Annotated in this window: 19 protein-coding genes; 10 read left to right on the top strand and 9 right to left on the bottom strand. The window is 73.8% G+C overall.

Annotated elements, in window-relative coordinates:
- Positions 1-41 precede the first annotated feature (41 nt).
- Positions 42-1,559: a MocR-like pyridoxine biosynthesis transcription factor PdxR gene (gene pdxR, locus SM447_RS28875; protein WP_474576035.1), complete on the top strand. Its 1,518-nt coding sequence runs from the start codon at positions 42-44 to the stop codon at positions 1,557-1,559.
- Between the two features lie 10 nt (positions 1,560-1,569).
- Here pdxR and SM447_RS28870 read toward each other — a convergent pair whose 3' ends face one another.
- Genes SM447_RS28870 through SM447_RS28855 form a run of 4 tightly spaced genes read right to left on the bottom strand, consistent with a single transcriptional unit; the run spans position 1,570 to position 7,608 of the window.
- Positions 1,570-3,948, bottom strand: a complete 2,379-nt coding sequence (locus tag SM447_RS28870) for a hypothetical protein (RefSeq protein ID WP_474576034.1) — start codon at positions 3,946-3,948, stop codon at positions 1,570-1,572.
- Positions 3,945-5,708: an ABC transporter permease gene (locus tag SM447_RS28865; protein WP_474576033.1), complete on the bottom strand. Its 1,764-nt coding sequence runs from the start codon at positions 5,706-5,708 to the stop codon at positions 3,945-3,947. Before SM447_RS28865 ends, SM447_RS28870 begins: the two co-directional genes overlap by 4 nt.
- Positions 5,705-6,982 carry an extracellular solute-binding protein gene (locus SM447_RS28860; RefSeq protein ID WP_474576032.1) on the bottom strand — a complete coding sequence of 426 codons (1,278 nt, stop codon included), beginning with the start codon at positions 6,980-6,982 and terminating at the stop codon, positions 5,705-5,707. Before SM447_RS28860 ends, SM447_RS28865 begins: the two co-directional genes overlap by 4 nt.
- Complete coding sequence (locus SM447_RS28855) at positions 6,979-7,608, bottom strand: ATP-binding cassette domain-containing protein (RefSeq protein ID WP_474576031.1); 630 nt, start codon at positions 7,606-7,608, stop codon at positions 6,979-6,981. Before SM447_RS28855 ends, SM447_RS28860 begins: the two co-directional genes overlap by 4 nt.
- A 125-nt stretch (positions 7,609-7,733) precedes the next feature.
- On the opposite strand from SM447_RS28855, the gene SM447_RS28850 reads away from it, so the two are divergent.
- The 7 genes from SM447_RS28850 to SM447_RS28820 all read left to right on the top strand — a co-directional run bounded on the left by SM447_RS28850 (position 7,734) and on the right by SM447_RS28820 (position 14,844).
- A complete protein-coding gene (locus tag SM447_RS28850) occupies positions 7,734-8,384 on the top strand; it encodes a phosphotransferase (protein WP_474576030.1) in 651 nt (216 codons plus the stop codon).
- A gap of 131 nt (positions 8,385-8,515) precedes the next feature.
- Positions 8,516-10,000: a flavin-containing monooxygenase gene (locus SM447_RS28845; RefSeq protein ID WP_474576029.1), complete on the top strand. Its 1,485-nt coding sequence runs from the start codon at positions 8,516-8,518 to the stop codon at positions 9,998-10,000.
- Positions 9,993-10,853, top strand: coding sequence for an SDR family NAD(P)-dependent oxidoreductase (locus SM447_RS28840; RefSeq protein ID WP_474576028.1), 861 nt, complete (start codon positions 9,993-9,995; stop codon positions 10,851-10,853). Before SM447_RS28845 ends, SM447_RS28840 begins: the two co-directional genes overlap by 8 nt.
- Before the next feature lie 210 nt (positions 10,854-11,063).
- A complete protein-coding gene (locus tag SM447_RS28835; protein ID WP_474576027.1) occupies positions 11,064-12,149 on the top strand; it encodes an S-(hydroxymethyl)mycothiol dehydrogenase in 1,086 nt (361 codons plus the stop codon).
- Entirely contained in the window at positions 12,149-12,766 is a 618-nt protein-coding gene (locus tag SM447_RS28830; RefSeq protein WP_474576026.1) for an MBL fold metallo-hydrolase, read from the top strand. Before SM447_RS28835 ends, SM447_RS28830 begins: the two co-directional genes overlap by 1 nt.
- 50 nt (positions 12,767-12,816) lie before the next feature.
- Positions 12,817-13,926 carry a DUF3626 domain-containing protein gene (locus SM447_RS28825; protein WP_474576025.1) on the top strand — a complete coding sequence of 370 codons (1,110 nt, stop codon included), beginning with the start codon at positions 12,817-12,819 and terminating at the stop codon, positions 13,924-13,926.
- Positions 13,927-14,145: 219 nt separating this feature from the next.
- Positions 14,146-14,844 (top strand): hypothetical protein, encoded by a 699-nt coding sequence (locus SM447_RS28820; protein ID WP_474576024.1) that lies wholly within the window; start codon positions 14,146-14,148, stop codon positions 14,842-14,844.
- 87 nt (positions 14,845-14,931) lie between these two features.
- Here the strand turns inward: SM447_RS28820 and SM447_RS28815 are convergent, their stop codons facing one another.
- From SM447_RS28815 to SM447_RS28805, 3 genes are all read right to left on the bottom strand, one after another.
- Positions 14,932-16,560 carry an alkaline phosphatase D family protein gene (locus tag SM447_RS28815; RefSeq protein WP_474576023.1) on the bottom strand — a complete coding sequence of 543 codons (1,629 nt, stop codon included), beginning with the start codon at positions 16,558-16,560 and terminating at the stop codon, positions 14,932-14,934.
- A gap of 146 nt (positions 16,561-16,706) precedes the next feature.
- Positions 16,707-18,137, bottom strand: coding sequence for an MFS transporter (locus tag SM447_RS28810; protein WP_474576022.1), 1,431 nt, complete (start codon positions 18,135-18,137; stop codon positions 16,707-16,709).
- Positions 18,134-18,370, bottom strand: a complete 237-nt coding sequence (locus SM447_RS28805) for a hypothetical protein (protein WP_093405548.1) — start codon at positions 18,368-18,370, stop codon at positions 18,134-18,136. Before SM447_RS28805 ends, SM447_RS28810 begins: the two co-directional genes overlap by 4 nt.
- A 172-nt stretch (positions 18,371-18,542) precedes the next feature.
- On the opposite strand from SM447_RS28805, the gene SM447_RS28800 reads away from it, so the two are divergent.
- Both SM447_RS28800 and SM447_RS28795 read left to right on the top strand, forming a co-directional pair.
- Positions 18,543-19,712, top strand: a complete 1,170-nt coding sequence (locus SM447_RS28800) for a geranylgeranyl reductase family protein (RefSeq protein WP_474576021.1) — start codon at positions 18,543-18,545, stop codon at positions 19,710-19,712.
- A gap of 148 nt (positions 19,713-19,860) precedes the next feature.
- Positions 19,861-20,763 carry an SDR family oxidoreductase gene (locus SM447_RS28795; RefSeq protein ID WP_474576020.1) on the top strand — a complete coding sequence of 301 codons (903 nt, stop codon included), beginning with the start codon at positions 19,861-19,863 and terminating at the stop codon, positions 20,761-20,763.
- A 52-nt stretch (positions 20,764-20,815) separates the two neighbouring features.
- On the opposite strand, the gene SM447_RS28790 is transcribed toward SM447_RS28795, so the two are convergent.
- The gene (locus SM447_RS28790; RefSeq protein ID WP_474576019.1) at positions 20,816-21,487 is read right to left on the bottom strand and encodes a nucleotidyl transferase AbiEii/AbiGii toxin family protein; all 672 of its coding nucleotides are present in this window, start codon (positions 21,485-21,487) and stop codon (positions 20,816-20,818) included.
- On the bottom strand, positions 21,484-21,825 hold the full coding sequence (locus tag SM447_RS28785; RefSeq protein WP_474576018.1) for a hypothetical protein: 342 nt from the start codon (positions 21,823-21,825) through the stop codon (positions 21,484-21,486). The genes SM447_RS28790 and SM447_RS28785 overlap by 4 nt, the downstream gene beginning before the upstream one ends.
- Positions 21,826-22,059 lie beyond the last annotated feature (234 nt).

The raw sequence follows: 22,059 nt of genomic DNA, 5'->3' as shown, positions 1-22,059 counted from the left end.
TGAGCAGTGCCAAAACCGCGCCATCCGACAGGTCCACAACCGTGGGTAGGGGAGCGGGCCCAACGGCCCGGCCGATCGCGGAGCCCACCCTCAACGCCGGGGCGGACTTTCTGCACCTGGACATCACGCAGGCCCCACCGGGCGGTCGGGCCACCTGGCTCGCCGACCGGCTGCGCCGGGCGATCGCCGACGGCACCGTCCCGGTCGGCTCGCGGCTGCCCGCCACCCGGACCCTCGCCGCCGACCTGCGGGTGTCGCGGGGCGTGGTGGTCGAGGCGTACCAGCGGCTGATGGAGGACGGGCACGTCACCGGCCGGGGCCGGGCCGGCACGGTGGTCGTCGCCACCGCGCTCGCGGCCACGGCCGCGGCGCCGACCGGCGAATCGCCCGGCGCCGCGTCGTCGAGCCCGCCACCGGATCCGGCCGCCGTGTTCCGGTCCGCACCCGACACCGACATCTTCGACGCGGTACGCACCATCCCGGCCCGGATCGACCTCACCCCCGGCGTACCCGACCTGGCGGCGTTTCCCCGCGCGGCGTGGCTGCGTGCCGAGAAGGCGGTGCTGGGCCGGCTGCGCGCCACCGACCTGGGTTACGGCGATCCGTGCGGGACACCGACGCTGCGTCGGGCGGTGGCCGGCTGGCTGGCCCGCAACCGGGGCGTCGTTGTCGACCCGGCGGAGGTCATCATCACCACCGGCGTCTCACAGGCGCTCGGCCTGCTGGCCCAGGCGCTGCGCGACGACGGTGTGACCACGGTGGGCGTCGAGGACCCCGGGTCACTCGGCGTCCGGCAGCACCTCGACAACTGGCGGCTCACCACCGTGCCGATCCCGGTGGACGACGCCGGCGTACGGGTCGACGACCTGACCGCCAGCGGCGTGCCGGCGGTCATGCTCACCCCGGCGCACCAGTTCCCGACCGGTGTGGTGCTCGACGGGGAGCGGCGCCGTCAGCTCGCCGACTGGGCCCTCTCCGGCGGCCTGGTCATCGAGGACGACTACGACGCCGAGCACCGCTACGACCGGCCCCCCGTGCCCGCGCTACGGGCCACCCTGCCGGACCGGGTGTGCTACGCCGGGAGCGTATCGAAGTTGCTCGCCCCGGCGCTGCGGACCGGCTGGCTGCTGGTGCCCCGCCGATACCGCGACGCGGTGGTGGCGGCCAAACGCAACGCCGATCTGGGCAACGCCGTCCTGCCCCAACTCGTCCTCGCCGAGCTGATCACCTCCGGAGAGTTCGAGCGACAACTGCGGCTGCTGCGCCGCCGGCACGTACGCCGTCGCGACGCGATGATCGCCGCCCTGGCCCGTCACCTGCCCGAGGCGACCGTCCACGGCGCGGCGGCCGGGCTGCACCTGACGGTCACCCTCGACGGCGGCATGACCGACACCGAACTGGCGGCGGCGGCGCTGGCGCGCGGGGTGAAGGTGCAGCCGCTGTCCTGGCACTGCCTGCGGCCGTACCGGCCGGGCCTGGTGTTGGGCTACGCGGCCAACACCGACACGGCCATCGACTCGGGCATCGCGATCATCGCGGCGGTGCGGCGGGGCGGGTGACCGCCGTCGGTCACCCCCGGCGCGGTCGGGCCGGCCGCTCACCGCCCAGACGGGCGTCGGCGGCCTGCTGGCCGTCGTCGTCGCCCACCATCTCGCAGACCGCCGCCGCGTCCGCCCAGTGCCGGCGGGCCTCCTCGTGGTTGCCGAGCAGCGCCGCCGCGTCGCCCCGATGAAGCTGCGTCCGACCCAGCCCGGCGTCCGGGCGGCCGTCCTGCCGCAGCCGCCAGCTCTCGGACAGCAGCTCGTACGCCTGCTGGGCCTGCCCCGGAGCCACACCCAGCAGCGCCACACCCGCGTTGAGCAGCGCCACGGCCTGGTTGGTCGGGTCGCCGAGCGACTCGTACTCGCGGAGCGCGGCCCGCCACGCCTGCGCCGCGTCGAGGTGCTCGCCCATCGCCGAGTGGACCAGCACCAGATTGGTCAGCGCCGCCGCGTAGCCACGCGCGTCGCCGAGCGAACGGAACGAGTTCGCCGCGCGTACCAGCAGGTCGTGCGCGACCTCCAGTTCACCCCGCGCCAGCCTCGCCGCGCCCAGGCCCAGGTTGCTGAGCGCCTGGCCGGCGCGGTCGGTGCCGGCGCGGTGCCGGCGTGACAGCTCCAGATGCTCCACCGCCTCGTCGGTGCGGCCGAGGTCGAGCAGGGCCAGGCCGAGGTTCATCCGCGCCTGGGCGGTGCCGCGCCGCCCCTGCCCGGCCACTGCCAGGCTGAGTGCGGCCACCGCGCCATACGGGTCGTGCCGGCGGCGGCGCAGCACCCCCAGTTCGTTGTGCGCCCAGCCGGCGATCTCCGCCCGGTCCTGCGCGGTCGGGTTGGCCAGCACGGTGCGGCAGACGTCCTCCCACTCGTCGAGCCGCTCGGTGTGGGCGAGCCACCCGCACAGCGCCACGGCCAGCCGGAACCACCAGCCACGCACCCGCCGGGGCAGCGTCTCCACCGCCCCGGCCGGTACCTTCACCACCGCCAGCAACAGCTCCTGATGCAGGTCGAACCAGCTGTAGGGATCGTCGTCGGGCAGCCGGTGGTCGCGGTCCAGCGCGCCGGCCGCCAGCGCGGCCAACTGCTGCTCGGCCCGACGGGCCAGGTGCCGGGTGAGTCGGGCCTGCACGGTGACCCGGCGGCGGACCGGCTCGGCCTCCCGCAGGTGCAGCCGGGCGTACGCCCCGAGCAACGGGCGGACCTCGTACCGGTCGCCGGGCGCACCGACGATGAAGGCGCCGTCGGCCAGCTCGTCGAGCAGGGCGGCGACCCGGTGCGGTCGGCGGTCGGCCAGCGCGGCGATGGTCGCCCGGTCCAGCGGCACCGGGCTCAGTGACAGCAGCCGCCACAGCCGGCGGGCCTCGCCGCTGAGCGCGTGATACGCGGTGTCGCGGGCGGTGACCAGTGCCGTCACGGGTGATACACCCACCCGCTGGTGCGGAGGGGTGTCGGCGGCGCGGCGCAGCGCGTGCAGCACGTCGGCGTGCCGCCAGCCGTGCTGCGCGCTGCGCCGGCCCAGCTCGGTCACGGTGCGCGGCTGCCGCCCGCAGAGCTCGACGATGTCCCGTACCGCCGGGTCGGTACGGGGATCCGGTCGGTGTGGCCGGGCCACCGCCGTGGCCGAACCGGCCTCGGCGAACATCTCCACCGCGTCGTCGACGTCCGGCTCGGCCAGCCAGTACGCGACCACCCAGTCGACCTCGGCGAGCCGGCCGGTGCCGGCCAGCAGCAGTCGGCAGTTGTGGGCGGTCGGCGGTAGCAGCGGCCGCACCTGCGCCGGCGAGTCGACGTTGTCGAGAACCAGCAGCACCTTGCGACCGTCCAACTGGCCGCGCAGTGCGTCGGCGGCGTCGGCGAGATCGTCCGGTCGTCCGGAACGCGGGGCCCGGGTACCGAGGATCCGCGCCAGCGCGGTCAGGATCTCCCGGGGCGAACGGGCCCGACCGCCCCAGCGCACGTCGAGGTAGTACTGCCCGTCGGGGAAGGCGGCGCGGCTCAGGTTCGCCGCCTGCACCGCACACCAGGACGTGCCGACGGCCCGCCGGCCCACCACCGCCACCGCGTGTTTGGGCGCGAGCATCGCCACGACCGCCTCCGCCTGGCCCGCCCGCCCGGTGTATCCCGCAGGCCAGGGCAACGTGGGCGCGCTGCTGCTCGCCTGGGTCGCCACATCGTCGGCGGCCAGCAACTGGTCGCGTTGCCGACGCCGCCACTCCACCAGGAAGGAGGCGGCCACCCCGATCGCCGCCAGGCCGAGGCTCGCCGAGCCGAGTGCGGTCAGGGACAGCTCGGAGAGCAGATTGCCGGTGACGTTGCCGAGCACGGCGCTGATCCCCGCGCCGGCCACCCCGCCGACGGCGAGCAGCACGCTCAGCAGTCGGGGCCGCCGGTCCCGCGCCGGAGGCCCGGTCACCGCACACCCCCGGCGACCAACCCGGCGACCACCTGCCGGCGCGCCAGCACGAACACCAGCACCGGCAGGATCGACGCCAGCACGCACCCGGCGGCGAGCGTGCCGCTGCCGGCCACGAAGCCACGGGTCTGTCCGGCGAGGAACAACCCGAGCGGGGCGGCGTCCGGGCCGCTGAACAGCAGCCCCACCACCAGGTCGTTCCATACCTGCACGAACTCCAGCACGGCCACCGCCACCAGCGCGGTGCGGTTGTGCCGGGCCAACCGGCGCAGCGTGCCCCACCAGTGCCGCCCGCCGATGCGGGCCCCACGGATCTGCTCGGCGGGCAGGTCGGCGAAGGAGTTGCGCAGCACCAGCACGGCGAACGGGACGCCCAGGGCGATGTGCACCAGGGCCACGCCCCGCGCCGTGCCGGAGGAGAGCGCCAGCCCGAGCACCTCGTTGAGCGGACCGGCGATCACCTGCACCGGCACCACCACCGCGGCCATCAGCACCAGCCCGGTGGCCTGCGCGGCCGGGCCCGTCAGCCAGGCCAGCGGGTACGCGGCCAGCAGCGCGACGCCGAGCACCGCGGCGGTGACCACGGTGGCCAGCACGAGCGTGAAGCCGAGGCTGCGCCACAGCTCCGGGCCGGTGAGCACGGCCCGGTAGGAGTCCAGACCCGGTGGGCCGGACCACCAGCCTCCGGTGGCCGCCCGTACCGGGTTCTGCAACGAGGTGGCCGCCAACACCCCCAGCGGCAGCAGCCAGGCGATCGCCGCACCCGCGGCGAGCAGCCGGACCAGCCGACGCGGTGGCGACGCGGTCGCGGCGCCGCCGGCCGGCTGCCGCGGTGGTGGCCACGCCTGCCGGACGAACAGGGCCACCACGAGCATGCCGGCGGTCACCGCGACCAGCCAGATCACCCCCAGCGCGGCGCCCTCACCGGTGGTCGTCGCGCCGGAGGTCTGCCAGATCCGCAGCGACAGCACCGCCGCCTCGTCCCGCACCGAACCGGGCGTCATCACCACGAGCAGGTCGAAGGTGCGGCTGGTGCCGACGGCGACCAGGGCGAACACCACCGCGACGGTACGCAGCAGCAGCGGTCGCCACTGCGCGTCCCAGAGCACGTCGCGGCGGCTGCCGCCGAAGGCCCGGACCGCGTCGACGAGCCCGGTCGGTACGGCGTCGAGGGCGGCCCGGAACACCAGCATCGCCAGCCCGACCCAGGCCCACACGAACGCCGACATCACCGCCACGGTGACCAGTTCCGGGCCGAGCAGCTGCGGCAACTGCTCCGGGGCGCGTCCGGTCACCCGGGCCAGCAGCACGGTGGCCAGCCCCCGCCGCGGATCCGGATCGTAGAGCAGTCGGAAGGTCACGCCGGTGACCACCAGCGGCAGCGCGGTCGGCACCACCAGGATGAGCCGGACCAGCCAGCCCTCCTGCGAACGCCGGGAGGCCGCGGCGAGCAGGTAGCCCAGCACCGTGACCACCGCCGGCACCAGCAGCGCCCAGAGCAGGGTGCGCCCGATCACCGCGCCGGTGCCGGGTGCCGCGAGGGCCGCCCGGTAGTGCTCTGCGCCCACCCAACGGCCGTCGGTGGTCACGCTGGCCTGCACGGTACGCAGCACCGGCCAGGCCAGCAGACCGCCGAGCAGCACCACGGCGGGTGCCAGCAGCGCCCAGCTGACGCCGGCCGCGGGGTAGGCCCGCCCGCGTCGGGGCGGCCCGACGTCGTCGAGCACCGCCAGCTCGCCCAGCAACGGCCCCCGGCTCACCTGCTCTCTCCCGCCGCCCGGGCCGCCTCAGCGAGTTGCCCGGTCGCCCGACGGACCGCCTCCCGGGCCGGCGACCCGTCGGTCACGTGCATGAAGAAGTCCTGCATGATCCGCCAGATCCCCACCCCGTCGGTGCCGGTGAACGTCCCGGGCAGCCGGTCGGAGAGGTCGAACTGCACGGTGTCGGCGGCGCGTAGCTCGCCGGCGAGCCGCCGGCGCAGCGGGTCCCGGTAGCTGTTCACCGGCACGGCGAGGTTGGGGGAGAGGTAGCCACCGGCGTCCAGCCAGGGCAGGAAGGCCACCGCGTCGCTGAGCCAGCGCACCAGCTCCGCGCCGTCCGCGGAGCCGGCGAACGCCACCGCCGCGTCGCCGCCGACGATCAGCGGCTGATCGGCCACCCGGGCACCGGGAAAGCGGAAGGTGGCCAGCGGCTCGGTGCCACGGCGGAACCGGGCGACCACCGCATCCACGAAGTCGGCCTCGAACACCATGGTCGCCTCGCGGTGGTGCACCACCTGGATGATCGACTCCTCGAACTGGGTGAGCAGGGCACGTCGCCCTCCACCCGGGAAGGCGCCGTCGACGCTCCACAACTCGGCGAGTCGGTCCAGCGCGTGTCCCACCTGTCGGTCCCGCCAGTCGGCCTCGCCACGGGCCAGCGCCTCGTACAGGTCGGTGCCGGCGACGTCGGCGAGCACGTTCTCGAACCAGTCGGTGAGCACCCATCCGTCGGCCGCGCCGATCGCCAGCGGGGCCGGACCCGCGCCCGCCCGGTGCCGCGCGCCGAGCCGGCGGGTCAACGCCACCAGCGCGTCCCAGGTTCTCGGTGGTTCGGTCAGCATCGACGGAAAGTGCCAGAACAGCGACTTGTGCGCCGCCTTGATCCACACGCCGTAGCGGCGTCCGTCGACGCTGAGCAGGTCGGCCATGCCGGCCGGGGCGGTGTAGGTGACGGCGGGGGTCACCTCGTCGAGCCAGCCCCGTCGGGCGTACTCGACCACCAGCCCCGGGCGGGGCAGGATCGCCACGTCCGGGCTGGTGCCCGCGGCGCGCCGGGCGGTCAGGAAGGCGTCGATGTCGTTGCCCACACCGACCACCTGCACCGGCACCGGGTAGCCGGCGACCACCTCACCGAACCGGGCCAACTCCCCACCGGCCCAGACCACCGCGACCTGCACCGACCGGCGACCCCGCCCGCATCCCGCGGCACCGGCCACGGATGCCGTGGCGGCGGCCCGCAGCAGCGTACGACGGCGCAATCCGACCCCGGTCATGGCCGCACCGCCGACTCGACCGGCTCGGCCGAACCCTCGTCGGTGATCGGCACCCGGTCGGAGACGCCGGCCAGCACCTCCTCGTCGGCCGAGCAGAGCAGCACCGTCACACCCGGGGCGTCCGGCGGGGACGCCCGGTCCAGCAGGTCGGACAGGCGCACCCCGTCGACGGCCGTCGGCAGGTCGACCACCAGCACCTCGGGCAGACAGGCCATGGCCCGGGCCAGCGCGACCCGGAACCGCTGCGCCTCGGACAGCAGGTGCGGGCGCAGACCCAGCGTGGGGGCGAGTTCGAGCCGGTCGACCAGCACGGCCGCCCAGCCTTCGGCGACGTCACGTACCCACTGGCGACGGCGCTGACCGTAGGAGATGTTGCGGCCGACGGTGAGGTGGGGAAGCAGCGCGCTGTCGGCCGGGACGTACCCGATGCGGCGGCGCAGTGGCGGCAGGTCCGTGACGTCGCGGCCACCGACCAGGATCCGGCCGGCGACCGGCGGAGCCAGCCCGACCACGACCCGCGCCACGGCGGTCGCCGTCCGCGGCCGGGCGACCAGGGCCACCGTCGCGCCGACGGCCACGTCGAGGTCGATCGGTGGCAGGTCCGGCACGGCAACGAGTTCGTGCATGCGTAACGTGACCATCACCTCCGGCGACCATCGTCGTCATCCCAGCCTGTCACAGGTGGGCCACGCTCGGTGCGCCACCCCGCCGTCCATCATGGCCGCAGCCGATGCCGGGTACCGTCTCCGGCATGGCAGCCGCGACCCCCTTCGCCGCCGGCCGCGACGCCGACGTGTACGCCCTCGACGACGGTCTGGTGCTGCGCCGTTACCGCGACGGCAGCGACGTCACGGTGGAGGCCCGGTTCATGTCCCACCTGCACGCCGCGGGGTTCCCGGTGCCCCGGGTGCACCGGGCGGCCGGTGCGGATCTGGTCATGCGCCGGGTGCCCGGCCCGACGATGCTCCAGGCGCTGGTCGCCGGCACCACCGAGGTCGGCGCCGCCGCCCGGATCCTCGCCGACCTGCACCGCCGGCTGCACATCGTGCCACCACTGCCGGGCGCGTCCGAAGACGAGCGGATCCTGCACCTGGACCTGCACCCGGACAACGTCATCCTCGCTCCTAGTGGTCCGGTGCTCCTCGACTGGCGCAACGTGCGCCACGGACCACCCGGTCTGGACGTAGCCATGACCGCGCTGATCCTCGCCCAGGTCGCCGTCGACCCCGATCAGCCGATGGCCGACGCCGCCGCTGCCGCCCTGCGGGCCTACCTGTCCGCGGTCCGCGACCACGCCGTCCCGCTGGTCGCCGACGCCCTGGCCATCCGGCGCGCCAACCCCACCCAGACCGCCACCGAACTCGCGCTGCTCGACACCGCGGCGGCCATGCTCACCTCCTGACTCGCCGATCTTGCGCTTGTGGTCGCCGGGATGCCCCTTTTTGTCAGGTATGCGGCGGCAGAAAGTGCAAGATCGCGGCGTGGGTGGGTGGGAGGGTAGGGTCCGGTCGTTGGCGTGGGGTGGGAGGTGGGATGGGTCGGGAGCATGTCGACGTGCTCATCGTCGGCGCCGGTCTCTCCGGCATCGGTGCCGCCTGCCATCTGCGCCGCCGCCACCCGGGCCGGACTTACGCGCTGATCGAGGCGCGCGACGAGATCGGTGGCACCTGGGACCTGTTCCGCTACCCCGGTGTGCGCTCGGACTCGGACATGTTCACCCTCGGCTACTCCTTCGCACCGTGGACCGCCCCGAAGGCCCTCGCCGACGGTGCGACCATCCGCGACTACCTGCGGCGTACCGCCGACGAGCATGACGTCACCCGCCACATCCGGTTCCGGCACCGGGTGGAGCGGGCCGAGTGGGACTCCGACCGGGCCCGCTGGACGGTGCACGCCCGCCGCGAGGACACCGCCGAGACCGCCGTGCTCACCTGCTCCTTCCTGTACGCCTGCACCGGCTACTACCGCTACGAGGCCGGTCACACGCCGCACTTCACCGGCCAGGAACGGTTCGCCGGCCGGATCGTGCACCCGCAGCACTGGCCGACCGACCTCGACCACACCGGTCGGCGGGTGGTGGTGATCGGCAGCGGTGCCACCGCGGTGACGCTGGTGCCAGCGCTGGCTCAGCGGGCCGCCCGGGTGACCATGCTGCAACGCTCACCCACGTACCTGCTGGCGTTGCCCGCACACGACCGGTTGGCCGACGCGGCGCGGCGGCTGCTGCCGGCACGCCTGGCGTACCGGCTCGTACGGTGGAAGAACGTCCTGCTCACCACCGCCAACTACCAGCTCAGCCGGCGCGCTCCCGGGCTGGTACGCAGGCTGCTGCGCCGGGGCGTGGCCCGCCACCTGCCCACCGGCTTCGACGTCGAGCGCCACTTCACGCCCCGCTACGACCCGTGGGACCAGCGGCTGTGCGTGGTGCCCGACGGGGACCTGTTCACCGCGCTATCCGACGGGCGCGCCGAGATCGTCACCGACACCGTGGACACCTTCACCGCCCGGGGCGTCCGGCTCACCTCCGGCCGGGAACTGCCCGCCGACGTGGTGGTCACCGCCACCGGGCTGGACCTGCTCGCGCTCGGCGGGATGACGCTGCGGGTGGACGGCGCTGACGTGGACCTGTCGGAGACCGTCGCCTACAAGGGGATGATGCTCTCCGGCGTGCCCAACTTCGCCATGACCATCGGCTACACCAACGCCTCCTGGACGCTCAAGGCCGACCTGGTGGCCGGCTACGTGTGCCGGCTGTTGCGGCACCTGGACCGCACCGGCGCCCAGATCGTCAGGCCGGTCGCCCCGCCATCGGGCCCGCGTACGCCGCTGATCGGTCTCACCTCCGGGTACGTGCGCCGCGGCGTCGGGCACCTGCCCCGCCAGGGCCCCCGGGCCCCCTGGCGGCTGAACCAGAACTACGTCCTCGACCTGCTGCTCATGCGGTACGGGCGGCTGACCGACGCCGGCGTCCGGTTCGACCGGACCGGCGCACCGCGAAGGAGTCCCGTTGATGCGTAGGTTCACCGCCACCGGCGGGGTTGCCGTGGTCACCGGCGCGGCCGGCGGCATCGGGGCCGCGCTGGCCCACGGCCTGGCCCGCCGGGGTGCCGAGCTGGTCCTCGTCGACCGGGACGCGTCCGGGCTGGCGGCGGTGGCGGACGCGATCCGCGCCGAGCATCCCGCACGGCGGGTGTGGACCCACGTGGTCGACCTGGCCGACACGGACGCCACCGCCGCCATCGCCGAACAGATCGGCCAGCGGCACCCGCGGATCCGCCTGCTGGTCAACAACGCCGGCGTGGCGCTGGGTGGCCGGTTCGACGAGGTGACGCTGGCGGAGTTCGGCTGGGTCGTCGACGTCAACTTCCGGGCCGTGGCGCAGTTGACCCACGCGCTGTTACCGGCACTGCGGGCCGAACCCGGTGCGCACCTGGTCACCATCTCCAGCCTGTTCGGCCTGATCGCGCCGCCCGGGCAGGTCGCCTACGCGGCCAGCAAGTTCGCGGTGCGCGGCTTCACCGAGGCGCTGCGGCACGAACTCGCCCCCGAGGGCATCGGCGTGACCTGCGTGCACCCCGGTGGCATCCGCACCCGCATCGCCCGCGACGCCCGGGTGGGCAGCGGCGTCGACCGGGTCGAGTACGAGGCCGGCCGGCAGCGCTTCGAACGGCTGCTCACCATCGACCCGGCCGTCGCCGCCGAGGTCATCCTGCGCGGGGTGACCCGTCGGCGGGGACGCGTGCTGGTCGGCTGGTCGGCGCGGTTGCTGGACCTGCTGGCCCGGATCGCGCCGGTGGGGCACGGCCGCCTCCTGATCGCCGCCGCCGGCACCCGCCGGTCCACCGCCGGGCGGACCCGGACCCCGGCCTGATCGCGCCGCCCGGCCCCGGCACCCCACCACCGCCGGAGTCCTCGGGTGCCCCCGGTCGGTGGCCGGTAGCTGGGCGTCAGCGACCTGCCGGGCACCGGCGGCTAAGCGGTGCCGATCCGCCGCAACGGCGGTAGGTTCGCCTCCGGAGGCGAACGTGGCCGCGTCGCGGCGACGACGGCGCTGTGGGCCGGCGCGGAGTAGGAGGACAGCGTGAGCCAGCAGGTACGAGGAGTCATCTCCCGCAGCAAGGGCGCGCCCGTCGAGGTCACCGAGATCGTGGTGCCCGACCCCGGGCCGGGCGAGGCGGTCGTCCGGGTGCAGTCCTGCGGGGTCTGCCACACCGATCTGCACTACCGCGAGGGCGGCATCAACGACGACTACCCCTTCCTGCTCGGTCACGAGGCCGCCGGCATCGTCGAGCAGGTCGGCGCGGGCGTGGACGCCGTGACACCCGGTGACTTCGTGGTGCTGAACTGGCGGGCCGTCTGCGGGGTGTGCCGGGCCTGTCGGCGGGGCCGCCCGTGGTACTGCTTCGCCACCCACAACGCCGCCCGGAAGATGACCCTGACCGACGGCACCGAGCTGGCTCCGGCGCTGGGCATCGGCGCCTTCGCCGAGAAGACCCTGGTCCACGCCGGCCAGTGCACCAAGGTGGACCCGGCGGCCCGACCGGCCGCCGTCGGGCTGCTCGGCTGCGGGGTGATGGCCGGTCTCGGCGCGGCGATGAACACCGGCGGGGTGACCCGGGGCGACTCGGTGGCGGTGATCGGCTGCGGGGGCGTCGGCGACGCGGCCGTGGCCGGCGCGGTGCTGGCCGGCGCGACGACGATCATCGCGGTGGACACCGACTCCCGCAAACTCGACTGGGCCCGCCGGTTCGGCGCCACCCACACCGTCAACGCCTCCGAGGCCGATCCGGTCGCGGAGATCCAGGCCGCCACCGGCGGCTTCGGCGCCGACGTGGTGATCGACGCGGTCGGCCGGCCGGAGACCTGGAAACAGGCCTTCTACGCCCGCGACCTGGCCGGCACCGTCGTGCTGGTCGGCGTACCCACCCCGCAGATGCAGGTGGAACTGCCGCTGCTGGACGTCTTCGGCCGGGGCGGCGCGCTCAAGTCCAGTTGGTACGGCGACTGCCTGCCCAGCCGGGACTTCCCGATGCTCACCGAGCTGTACCTGCAGGGCCGGCTCGACCTGGACGCCTTCGTCACCGAGGAGATCGGCCTGGACGGGGTGGAGGAGGCGTTCGCCCGGATGCACCGGGGCGACGTGCTCCGCTCGGTGGTGGTCCTCTGATGGCCGCCCGGATCGACCACACGGTCACCTCCGGCACCTTCTCGCTGGACGGTCAGACCTTCGACGTCGACAACAACGTCTGGGTCGTCGGCGACGACACCGAGTGCGTCGTGATCGACGCCCCGCACGACGTCGACGCCATTCTGGAGGTGGTGGCGGGACGGCGGGTCGTCGCGATCGTCGCCACCCACGCCCACGACGACCACGTTCGGGTCGCCCCGGCGTTGTCCCGCGCCACCGGTGCCCCGGTGCTGCTGCACCCCGCCGACCGGGTGCTGTGGGACCTGGTGCATCCCGACGAACCGCCGGGCGGCACCCTCGAGGACGGCCAGCCGATCGAGGTCGCCGGCATCACGCTGACCGTGCTGCACACCCCCGGGCACAGCCCCGGCGCGTGCTGTCTGTACGCCCCCGCCCTCGGCGTCGTCTTCACCGGCGACACCCTGTTCGCCGGCGGACCGGGCGCCACCGGCCGCTCGTACAGCGACCACGGGACCATCGTCGACTCGATCCGCGAACGGCTGCTCACCCTGCCGCCGCGGACCGTGGTGCACACCGGTCACGGCGACAGCACCACCGTCGAGGCCGAGGTGCCGCACGTGCCGAGCGGCACCTGACGCGGGAAATCCGGGTGCGCCGACGGACCGCCGGCCACGACACTGCTGGCGTGCCGCCCACCCCGTACCCGACAGGGACCCCCGCCCAGCGCGCGGCGCTGCGACACGTGCGGACGGTGGCGCTGCGGGACCGTCCCGCCGCGCTGGCGGCCATCGGGCGGGCGCTGGCCGGCACCGGCGTACGCCTCGAACCGGAGCGGCTCGTCGCCGCGATCGGCCGGCAGGGGCGGGTCACCGTCAACTTCCATCCCGACCGGCTATGCGCCGACGGCAGGACGGTGGCGGAGGCCCTCGCCAGTGATGGGGTCTACCGCAGTCAGTTCGAGACGCGGATCTCCAACGGCGGGCTCACCGCGTACCCCGGCGGCGACCGCGACCGCTGGGAGCGGCGGATGTTCGGCGGCGCCTACCAGCGACCGGGCGTCCACCCTGCGGAGCGTCCGAAGTACGGCGGCCTGAACCTGCTCGACCACCCTGACGGAGCCTGCCCCCGGTTCGGCTCCTGCCACCTGCGACTGCGTCCCGAGGTGCTGGCCCGGACCACCCTCTGCTTCGGTGACAGCCACCTCGGGCCACGGGACGTCGGCACGGTCGACGTGGTCGAGCCGGTGCTGGCCGCACTGATCGCCGCGACCGCCGAGACCGGCGTGTGCCTGGGCCGGCGCGGGATGGACCTGATGGCCGTCACCGATGAGCTGCTGCGCCGCCGGGAGGCGCTGGCCGCGCGGCCCCGCGCCGCCGGCCGGGCGCTCGACGACTACATCGAGGCGCAGGTCCACGGCGAGATCCGGCTCAGCAGCGACGTGTTGGAACTGGTCGTCGATCCCTCGTTCCGGGGCACCGACACCGAGGCGAGCCTGACCACCGCCGCCCGGCGGTACGGATTCCCGCTGCGCTGGCACGCCGGCTTCGCGCTGCCGGTCGACCGGGTCGACGCCGAGTTCCGTGGGCCGGCGATCCCGCCGCTGGCGGCGCGGGTGCACGCCGAGTTCGCCCGAGCGGACGAACCGCTGCACGCCGCGCTCATCGGGCGTGCCGCCGCGTCGGTGGTGACCGAGCCGGGCCGGTGGGCCGACCGGGGACCGCTGCCGGACACGATGCAGCACCTCAAGCAGCTCTGGCACGTCCTGGTGCGGTTCGGCACCCCGTACGAGGTCTGATCACGCCTGTCCGTTCCGTGTCGCGCCGGCACCTCCGTGCCGGGCTGCGCCGTGACCCGGATCGCAGCCCGCGGAGACCTGGTCATTTCCGGAATGCCCGACACCGCGACCGGGTTGTGTCCCCGTAGCGCCGGTTGGCAAACCCTCGACCGGCCTGCGCTATCCCCCGAGAGCGGCTCAACCCCGAGCGGCTCGTACCCGATCGAAAGGGCAACCATCGTGAAGCCGGACTTCAGTCGATGGCTCCCCGCCATCGCGACGAACCCGAACCGGAAGACCGCGCTCAGCGTGGTGGGCGTGACCGCCCTCGCCGGACTCGCCTTCGGCCCCACCGCCGTCGCCGCACCGATCACCGAAGGCCCGCACACCGGCGCGGTCGCGGCGATCGACCGGGCCACCGGACGCGCCAGCACCGGTGCCACCGTGGAATCCGGGCTGACCACCGGCGGCCGCACCGACAAGCCGGACGCCGGCAAGCCGACGCGTGACCAACTGATCCCGCACGGCTCGCAGGGCGCTCAGTCGCGCATCCCGCTCGACAAGGCCCAGCGCGACAACGCCAAGACCATCATCGAGGTGGCCAAGCGGACCGGGGTGGGCGAGCGCGGCGCGGTGATCGGCATCGCCACCGCGCTGCAGGAGTCGAAGCTCTACAACCTGGGTCACCTGGGTGCGTGGAACGACCACGACTCGCAGGGGCTGTTCCAGCAGCGTCCCTCCACCGGATGGGGCAGCGTGGATCAGATCACCGACCCCGAGTACTCCTCGACCGCCTTCTTCGAGGCGCTGAAGAACGTCGGCGGCTGGCAGGACCTGCCGTTGACCACGGCCGCGCAGACAGTGCAGGTATCGGCCTACCCGTTCCACTACGCACAGTGGGAGGAGCAGGCCGCGGACATCGTCGCCCAGCTCTGGTGACACACACGAAATGACCGGCCGGCCCGATCACGGGCCGGCCGGTCCGTGTCCGTCGCGGTGTGGTGTGCGGCCCATCGCGCCAGACGGTCAGGCCAGGGGCGTGGCCTCCCGGCGCAGCATCGAGGAGCCGGCCCCGACCGACCAGCCGGCCACCCACCGGGTCGCGCTCGCCCGCCGGGTCCGGTCGGCCAGGTGGTACCAGTCCATCCGGCAGTTCTGCCGGGTCACCTCCAACACCCCGTACCCGTGCCCGTCCAGTTCGGTCCAGCGCACGTGCGGGTTGGTCGAGCGGATCAGGGTCGTACCGAGGCCGCTGAGCGCGTTCCCGGCCGGCAGGCCCAGGAAGTCGTTGACGTTGTCGCTGGTGACCGACGGCACCACGAACTCGGCGGCGGCCGGGTTGGCCTGCCCGGTGCCGCGGGTGGTCACCTCGTTCGCCCACGAGGTGTGGATGTCGCCGGTCAGGAACACCACGTCGCGGGTGCCGGTGACCCGCAGGTGATCGATCAGTTCGTTGCGGTCGGCGTTGTAGCCGTCCCACTGGTCGGTGTTGAGCACCGCCCCGTTCTGCGGTATGCCGAGCAACGTCCCCAGCGGGCCGAGCAGCCACGCCGGGAGCGCCCCCACGTCCAGTCGGGCGATCATCACCGGGTTGCCGACCAGTTTCCAGCGGGCGGTGGAGGCGGCCAGCCCGTTCTTGAGCCAGCTCATCTGGGCGCGTCCGGTGATGGTCCGTCCCGGGTCGTCCACCGAGGTGCCCGAACTCTGCTGCGATCGGTAGGTCCGCAGGTCCAGCATGGACAGCTCGGCGAGCCGGCCGAACCGCAACCGTCGGTAGATCGCCCCGTCGGTACCGGTCCGCACCGGCATCCACTCCAGGTACGCCTGCCGGGCCGCCGCCAACCGGACGGCGAAGTCGCCCTCGGCTCCCGGCGTGTGGTTCTCTGCCCCACCGGACCACTGGTCGTTGGCCACCTCGTGGTCATCCCAGGTGATCACCCAGGGCACCGCGGCGTGCAACGCCTGGAGATCCGGATCCGTCTTGTAGAGAGCGTGCCGCGCCCGGTAGTCGGCGAGCGTCAGCGTCTCGTGGGCCGGGCTCACCGGACGCACGACGGTGGCACCGGCGGCGAACTGCCCGGTGCCGTACTCGTACAGGTAGTCGCCCAGGTGCACCACGAGGTTGAGGTCGCCGCGCTCGGCCAGGTGCCGGTACGCCGCGAAGTAGCCCGCCTCCCAGTTCGAGCAGGAGACGACGCCCAGCCGCAGCCGGTCGATCTCCGCGTCGGGGTCCGGGGCGGTCATCGTACGACCGGTCGGAGACCAGCCGCCGGCGTAGCCGAACCGGTACCAGTACGTGGTGGCGGGTGCCAGGCCCGTCACCGCCACCCGCACCGTGTGGTCCCGGCCCGGCCCGGTGACCTGGACGCCCTGCGCCACCAGGGCTGCGAAATCCGGATCGGCGGCCACCTGCCACGTCACCTGCACCTCGGGACCCAGCCCGGAACCCGGCTGGGCCTGCTCGGTGGGAGTCAGTCGGGTCCACAACAGGATCCCGTCCGGCAGCGGGTCGCCGGAGGCGACGCCGTGCCGGAAGGCACCGGCGGCGGCCTGGGCGGCGGCGCTGCCGGCGAGGGTGGCACCGGCGAGCGCCGCAGTGCCGGCGGACGCGCCGGCCACACGCAGGAGGGTACGACGGTCGAGGGTGTTCGTCATGGTTGATGTGTCTACCGGTCCCGGCGCTCCTTGCGCTGCCCCGCAGACCACTGTTCGCCGGGGTTTCCGCCGTCGTTCTCGTAGCGCCGGCGGCGACCGTGCCGCGGGTATGACCAACGGCGACCGTCCCTTGGCGAGCCGCGAGTTCAGGCCGCCGTGCGGTGCCGGTGGCGGTGGTTGCGGACGATGTCGACGGCCGCCGCCACCAGGGCCAGCGCGATGATCGCGGCCGAGGTCAGCAGCGACCGCTCGAACGCCCTGGACCAGGCGTCCACGCCGTCGGCCAGCGCGGAGAAGAAGACCGAGCCGACGACCGCGATGCCGGCGGCCGAACCGATCCGCTGGCCGGTCTGCAACATGCCGGCGCCGCTGCCGGCCTGCGCAACCGGCACCTCGGACAGGGTCAACGTCTGGTTCGGGGCGATCACCAGCCCGCTGCCGAGGCCGGCGACCAGCAGCGGCAGCGCGGTCACCCAGGGCACCGGGGCGTGCGGCAGCACCTCGATGGCCAGTGCGGCCAGGCCGAGACCGGTCACCACGGCGATCAGTCCGATGGCGACCAGTGGGCGGCCGTACCGGTTGACCAGCCGTCCGCCGATCGCGGAGGCGACGGCCGAACCGAGCGCGAACGGGGTGATCGCCAGGCCGGCGACCAGGGCGCTGTAGCCACGTCCGTTCTGCAGGTAGAGAGTGAAGATGAAGAAGATCGCGGTGAAGCCGCCGAAGTAGAGCAGCGCGATGGCCGAACCCAGGCCGTACGACCGGTGGCTGAACAGCCGGACGTCGAACAGCGGCGGGCCGTGCCGGGCGTACCGCCGCTCCCAGCTGACGAATGCGGCGAGCGTGACCAGGCCGGCGGGCACCAGCAGCCACTTCGCCGTACCCTGCCACTGCTCGCGCTGCACCAGCGGCAGCAGCACCAGCGTCACACCGACGCCGAGCAGCAGCACGCCGACCGGGTCGAACCGGCGTTGCGCGCCGCGCGGGGTGACCCGGCCGGGCAGCAGCCGCCAGCCGAGCAGCACCGCGACGATCCCCACCGGCACGTTGACGAAGAAGACCCACCGCCAGCCGTGCTCCGGGCCGCCGGCGGCGATCAGCAGGCCGCCGAGCAGCGGACCGACGGCGGTGGAGATGCCGATGGTGGCACCGAGCCAACCGAACGGCCGGGCCCGCTCCGGCCCGGGGAAGAGCTGCTGGATGAGCCCGGTCACCTGCGGGTTCACCACGCCGGCGGCGGCACCCTGCAGCAACCGGGCGGCGATCAGCCAGCCCGGGGACTGGGCCAGCCCGGCGAGCGCGCTGGTCAGTGTGAACAGGGCGATGCCGAAGACGAACGCGTTGCGCCGCCCCCGGACGTCACCGAAGCGCCCCGCCGGCACCAGGACCAGCCCGAAGGCCAGCGCGTACCCGGACAGCACCCATTGCAGGTCACTCGGACCGGCCCGCAGGGCACGATCGAGGGACGGCAGCGCGACGTTGACGATGCTGATGTCGAGCAGCGTCATGAACGCCGCGACCAGCCCGACCCCGAGCGCCTGCCAACGCCGCCGCTCGTCGACGGCGTCGCCGGTCACGCCAACTGTTGGGCGCAGAAGCGTGGGCCGAAGTCGAGGCCGGCCATCGGCGAGTCCTCCCGGTGCAGCAGGTTCTTCTCGGTCAGCAGGTGCAGCGGGGTCTGCAACTGCTCCTCCGTCAGGCCGCACTCCTGGGCGATCATGTCCGGGTAGGGGACCTGGCCGCGGGCCTCCAGCGCCGCCACCGCGTCGTACACCCGAGCCTCGACGTCCGACAGCCGCACCTCTTGCATGGTGTCCTCCTCGCGCTTCGGTCCGCCTGCGGCAGGCGGTCTGCGGCGGGCGGTTACCCGGTGCGGGGGAGAAGATGCCCGCCCGGGAGACGCGCTGGTCAGCCGGGCGCGACGCCGGGTCCGACGAGGACCTGTCCGCCTGCCGGGCACCCGGTTGACCTACCCTGCATCAGTGAGCGTCTGGGAACTCGTGGTGATCGGCGGTGGCCCCGCCGGGCTCTCCGCCGCCTACACCGCCGCCCGTCGGGGAGTACGCACGCTCGTCGTCGAGCGCGCGGCACATCCCCGGTACAAGACCTGTGGTGGCGGTCTGATCGGCACCTCGCTGGCGACGGTGGGAGGGCGCATCGAGGTGCCCGCCCACGACACGGTCGACCGGGTCACCTTCACCCTCGACGGGCGACGCGGGTTCAGCCGCCGGCACGGTGCGGGGCCGCTGGTGAGCATGGTGCGCCGGGAGGAGTTCGACGACCGGCTGCGGGCGGCGGCCGTGTCCGCCGGGGCCGAGGTCCGCGAGCGGGTCGCGGTCCGATCGGTGGAACAGACCCCGGAGGCGGTACGGCTGCGCCTGGCCGGCGGCGACACCCTGCTCGCCCGAACGGTGATCGGTGCCGACGGTTCCTCCGGGATCAGCGCGCGGCACGTCGGGGTGCGCTACCGGCAGGTGGACCTGGGGCTGGAGCTCGAACTGCCGGCCTCGCCGGAGCAGCAGACCCGCTGGCGGCACCGGATGCTGCTGGACTGGGGCCCGCTGCCCGGCTCGTACGCCTGGGTGTTTCCGAAGGGGGACCGCCTGACCGTCGGCGTGATCGCCGCCCGGGGCGAGGGGGAGGGGACGCGGCGGTACCTGCGCCGGTTCGTCGATCGGCTCGGTCTGGCCGGGGTGCCGCCCGCGCACGACTCGGGGCATCTGACCCGGTGCCGGGCGGACGACTCGCCGCTGCGGCGGGGACGGGTGCTGGTCGCCGGTGACGCCGCCGGCCTGTTGGAGCCGTGGACCCGGGAGGGGATCAGCTACGCGTTGCGCTCCGGTGAGCTGGCCGGGGCGGCGGTGGCCGATGGCGATCTCGCCGGCTACGAACGGACGGTGACCGAGCGCCTGGTACCCGCCATGCGGGCCGGACACCGGCTGCTCGACGTGTTCTGCCGGCGACCGGAGGTCTGCCACACGCTGCTGGGTACGCCACCCGGCTGGCGCGCGTTCACCCGGTTCTGTCTGGGCCGGGCCGACTTCGACGAACTGGTCGGTTGGGCGCCGGTCCGGGCCGCGTTGGCGCTGGCGGCCCGCCTGCCCGCGCCTCGGCGCCAGCTCGGCGCGGAGGTGGCCCGGGGCTCCCACTGACCACGCCGGCCCCCGACCGGTGCCGGCTACCCGTCCAGGATCCTAGGATGCCTCAGACGTGGTGACGGCGACCGCCGGGCGTTTCCGCCGACCACGCCCGGGTAGGGGCTTGCGGGACCGCATCCCACGACCCCGCGAGGAGACCGCCGTGAGCGAGACCCAGCACACCCAGCAGGACCCGACCGAGCAGTACGGGCAGCAGTCGGGGCAACCGAACCAGCAGCAGAACCCACCGGGCCGTACCGGCGAGATGACGCCGAAGCCCGACCACGGCGAGGACTCGTACCGGGGTACCGGCAAGCTCGACGGCAAGAAGGCGCTGATCACCGGCGGCGACTCGGGTATCGGCCGCGCGATCGCCATCGCCTACGCCCGGGAGGGCGCCGACGTGATGATCTCCTACCTCGGTGAGGAGGAGGACGCGGACGCCCGCGAGACGGTCCGGCTCATCGAGGCGGCCGGCCGTAAGGGTGTCGCGGTACGGGGTGACATCGCCGAGGAGCGCAACTGCGAGACGTTGATCGAGCGAGCGGTCAGCGAGCTGGGCGGCATCGACATCCTGGTGAACAACGCCGCCTACCAGATGGCGCAGGAGAAGGGCATCGCCGGGATCAGCACGGAACAGTTCGACCGGGTCTTCAAGACCAACCTGTACGCGATGTTCTGGCTGTGCAAGGCGGCGCTGCCGCATCTCGGCGAGGGGTCGACGATCATCAACACGTCCTCGATCCAGGCCTTCGACCCGTCACCGCAGCTGCTCGACTACGCCACCACCAAGGCGGGGATCGCGAACTTCACCAAGGCGCTCGCCGCCGACCTGGTCGACCGGGGGATCCGGGTCAACGCGGTGGCCCCGGGGCCGATCTGGACGCCGCTGATTCCGGCGACCATGCCGGAGGAGAAGGTGGAACAGTTCGGCACCGACACTCCGGTCGGCCGGCCCGGCCAGCCCGCGGAGCTGGCGCCGGCGTACGTCTTCTTCGCCTCGCAGGAGTCGAGCTTCATCACGGGGGAGGTCCTGGGCGTCACCGGCGGCCGCTTCACCAAGTGACCCGTGGGGGAGGGACCCGGTTGACGCGGTGGCCCCGCTGACCTGTCACGGGTCAGCGGGGCCAGCCGGCCAGTTGCCGTCGTACCCGGGCGATCTCGGCCGGACCGAGGCCGTAGCGGGTGAACCGGCCGTCCGGAATCCGGTCGAGGTAACGGCCGGCCGCCCGGACATCGTCGTCGTCCAGGGCGGGATCGAGCTGCCGGGCGAGTTCCAGCAGTTCCGCCACCGGCCGGTGTTCCAGGGCCGAGGCCACGTCGATGTAGTCGCGCACCTCGCGGCGGTTGACCAGAGCGGCGGTCTTGTTGGCGATCAGGTCACGCACGTCCATCACCGGCCCGAGGTCCATCACCACCGGGCTACGGTGTCGGTCGAGGCGGGCCAGGCTGAGCCGGATCCGCCTGCCGTCCCGGGCGACGACGAAGTCCCGCAGATCCCGGTCGAAGCCGTCGAAGAGGTCACCGAGGTCGCTGTCCGGATCGGCGTCGGCCACCTCGAATCCGGCGGCCTCCAGGGCCGTCCGGACGTCGGCGGCTGCCGCGGCGGCGGCGCCCTCCACGTCGGCGAAGAGGTCGACGTCCTCGGTGGGGCGGGTGACGAGTCCGTGCGCCGCCCAGGCCACGCCGCCGCCGAGGACGAAACGGTGCGGCCCGGCGACGGTCAACGCCACCCGGGCGACCTCTCGGTAGAACTCGTGCGGATGCGGGTCGAGGGCTGCCCCGGTCACCCCGACCGCAGGCCCCGGTGTCGGCTCTCCCACGCCAGCCGTACGCCCCGGGGGAGGTTGAGCAGGTGCCACACCCGCCGTAGCGTCCGGCCGTTGACCAGGCGGCGCAGGTCGTCGGCGTTCGTGGTCTCGCGCAGCACGTTCTCGTACATCCAGAGCAGCTGGTCGGGATCGGCGAGGTCGAACGCACGGTCGGCGCACCACATCAGCCGCACCGGCAGCTCCACCACTCCCCGGGTGGGTCCGCGCAGCTCGGCGAGCGTCCGGGCCACCACGGCGGGACGACCGGGCCGGGCCAGGTGCGCGACGCCGGTCGTGGCGGTGGTGACGGCCTGCATGCTGTCAGGGTAACCCCAGACCGGGTCGACCCGGACCCATGACGTGCTCCGGGCTTCGCCCACGACGCGCCGATCCGCCGCCGTCGCCCGAACTTGGCGCGAAACTCTCTCGTGGGCGTCGAGGCGACTTTCGGCGGGTTGTGGGTGCGTTTGTTGTCGCTGGGGCAGCAAGAAATGCACCCACAACCGCGTGGGTAGTTGACGCCTGCGTGGTATGTCCGCCTCCCGGGGTGG

Source organism: Micromonospora aridisoli, from assembly GCF_056150025.1.
This window is presented reverse-complemented; position numbering and strand designations above follow the sequence as displayed.

Bases quoted from the DNA above. Each gene is read 5' to 3' on its own strand.
- SM447_RS28860 (WP_474576032.1), bottom strand. From the start codon at position 6,982: ATGACCGGGGTCGGATTGCGCCGTCGTACGCTGCTGCGGGCCGCCGCC.
- SM447_RS28855 (WP_474576031.1), bottom strand. From the start codon at position 7,608: ATGCACGAACTCGTTGCCGTGCCGGACCTGCCACCGATCGACCTCGAC.
- SM447_RS28850 (WP_474576030.1), top strand. From the start codon at position 7,734: ATGGCAGCCGCGACCCCCTTCGCCGCCGGCCGCGACGCCGACGTGTAC.
- SM447_RS28845 (WP_474576029.1), top strand. From the start codon at position 8,516: ATGGGTCGGGAGCATGTCGACGTGCTCATCGTCGGCGCCGGTCTCTCC.
- SM447_RS28840 (WP_474576028.1), top strand. From the start codon at position 9,993: ATGCGTAGGTTCACCGCCACCGGCGGGGTTGCCGTGGTCACCGGCGCG.
- SM447_RS28830 (WP_474576026.1), top strand. From the start codon at position 12,149: ATGGCCGCCCGGATCGACCACACGGTCACCTCCGGCACCTTCTCGCTG.
- SM447_RS28815 (WP_474576023.1), bottom strand. From the start codon at position 16,560: ATGACGAACACCCTCGACCGTCGTACCCTCCTGCGTGTGGCCGGCGCG.
- SM447_RS28805 (WP_093405548.1), bottom strand. From the start codon at position 18,370: ATGCAAGAGGTGCGGCTGTCGGACGTCGAGGCTCGGGTGTACGACGCG.
- SM447_RS28785 (WP_474576018.1), bottom strand. From the start codon at position 21,825: ATGCAGGCCGTCACCACCGCCACGACCGGCGTCGCGCACCTGGCCCGG.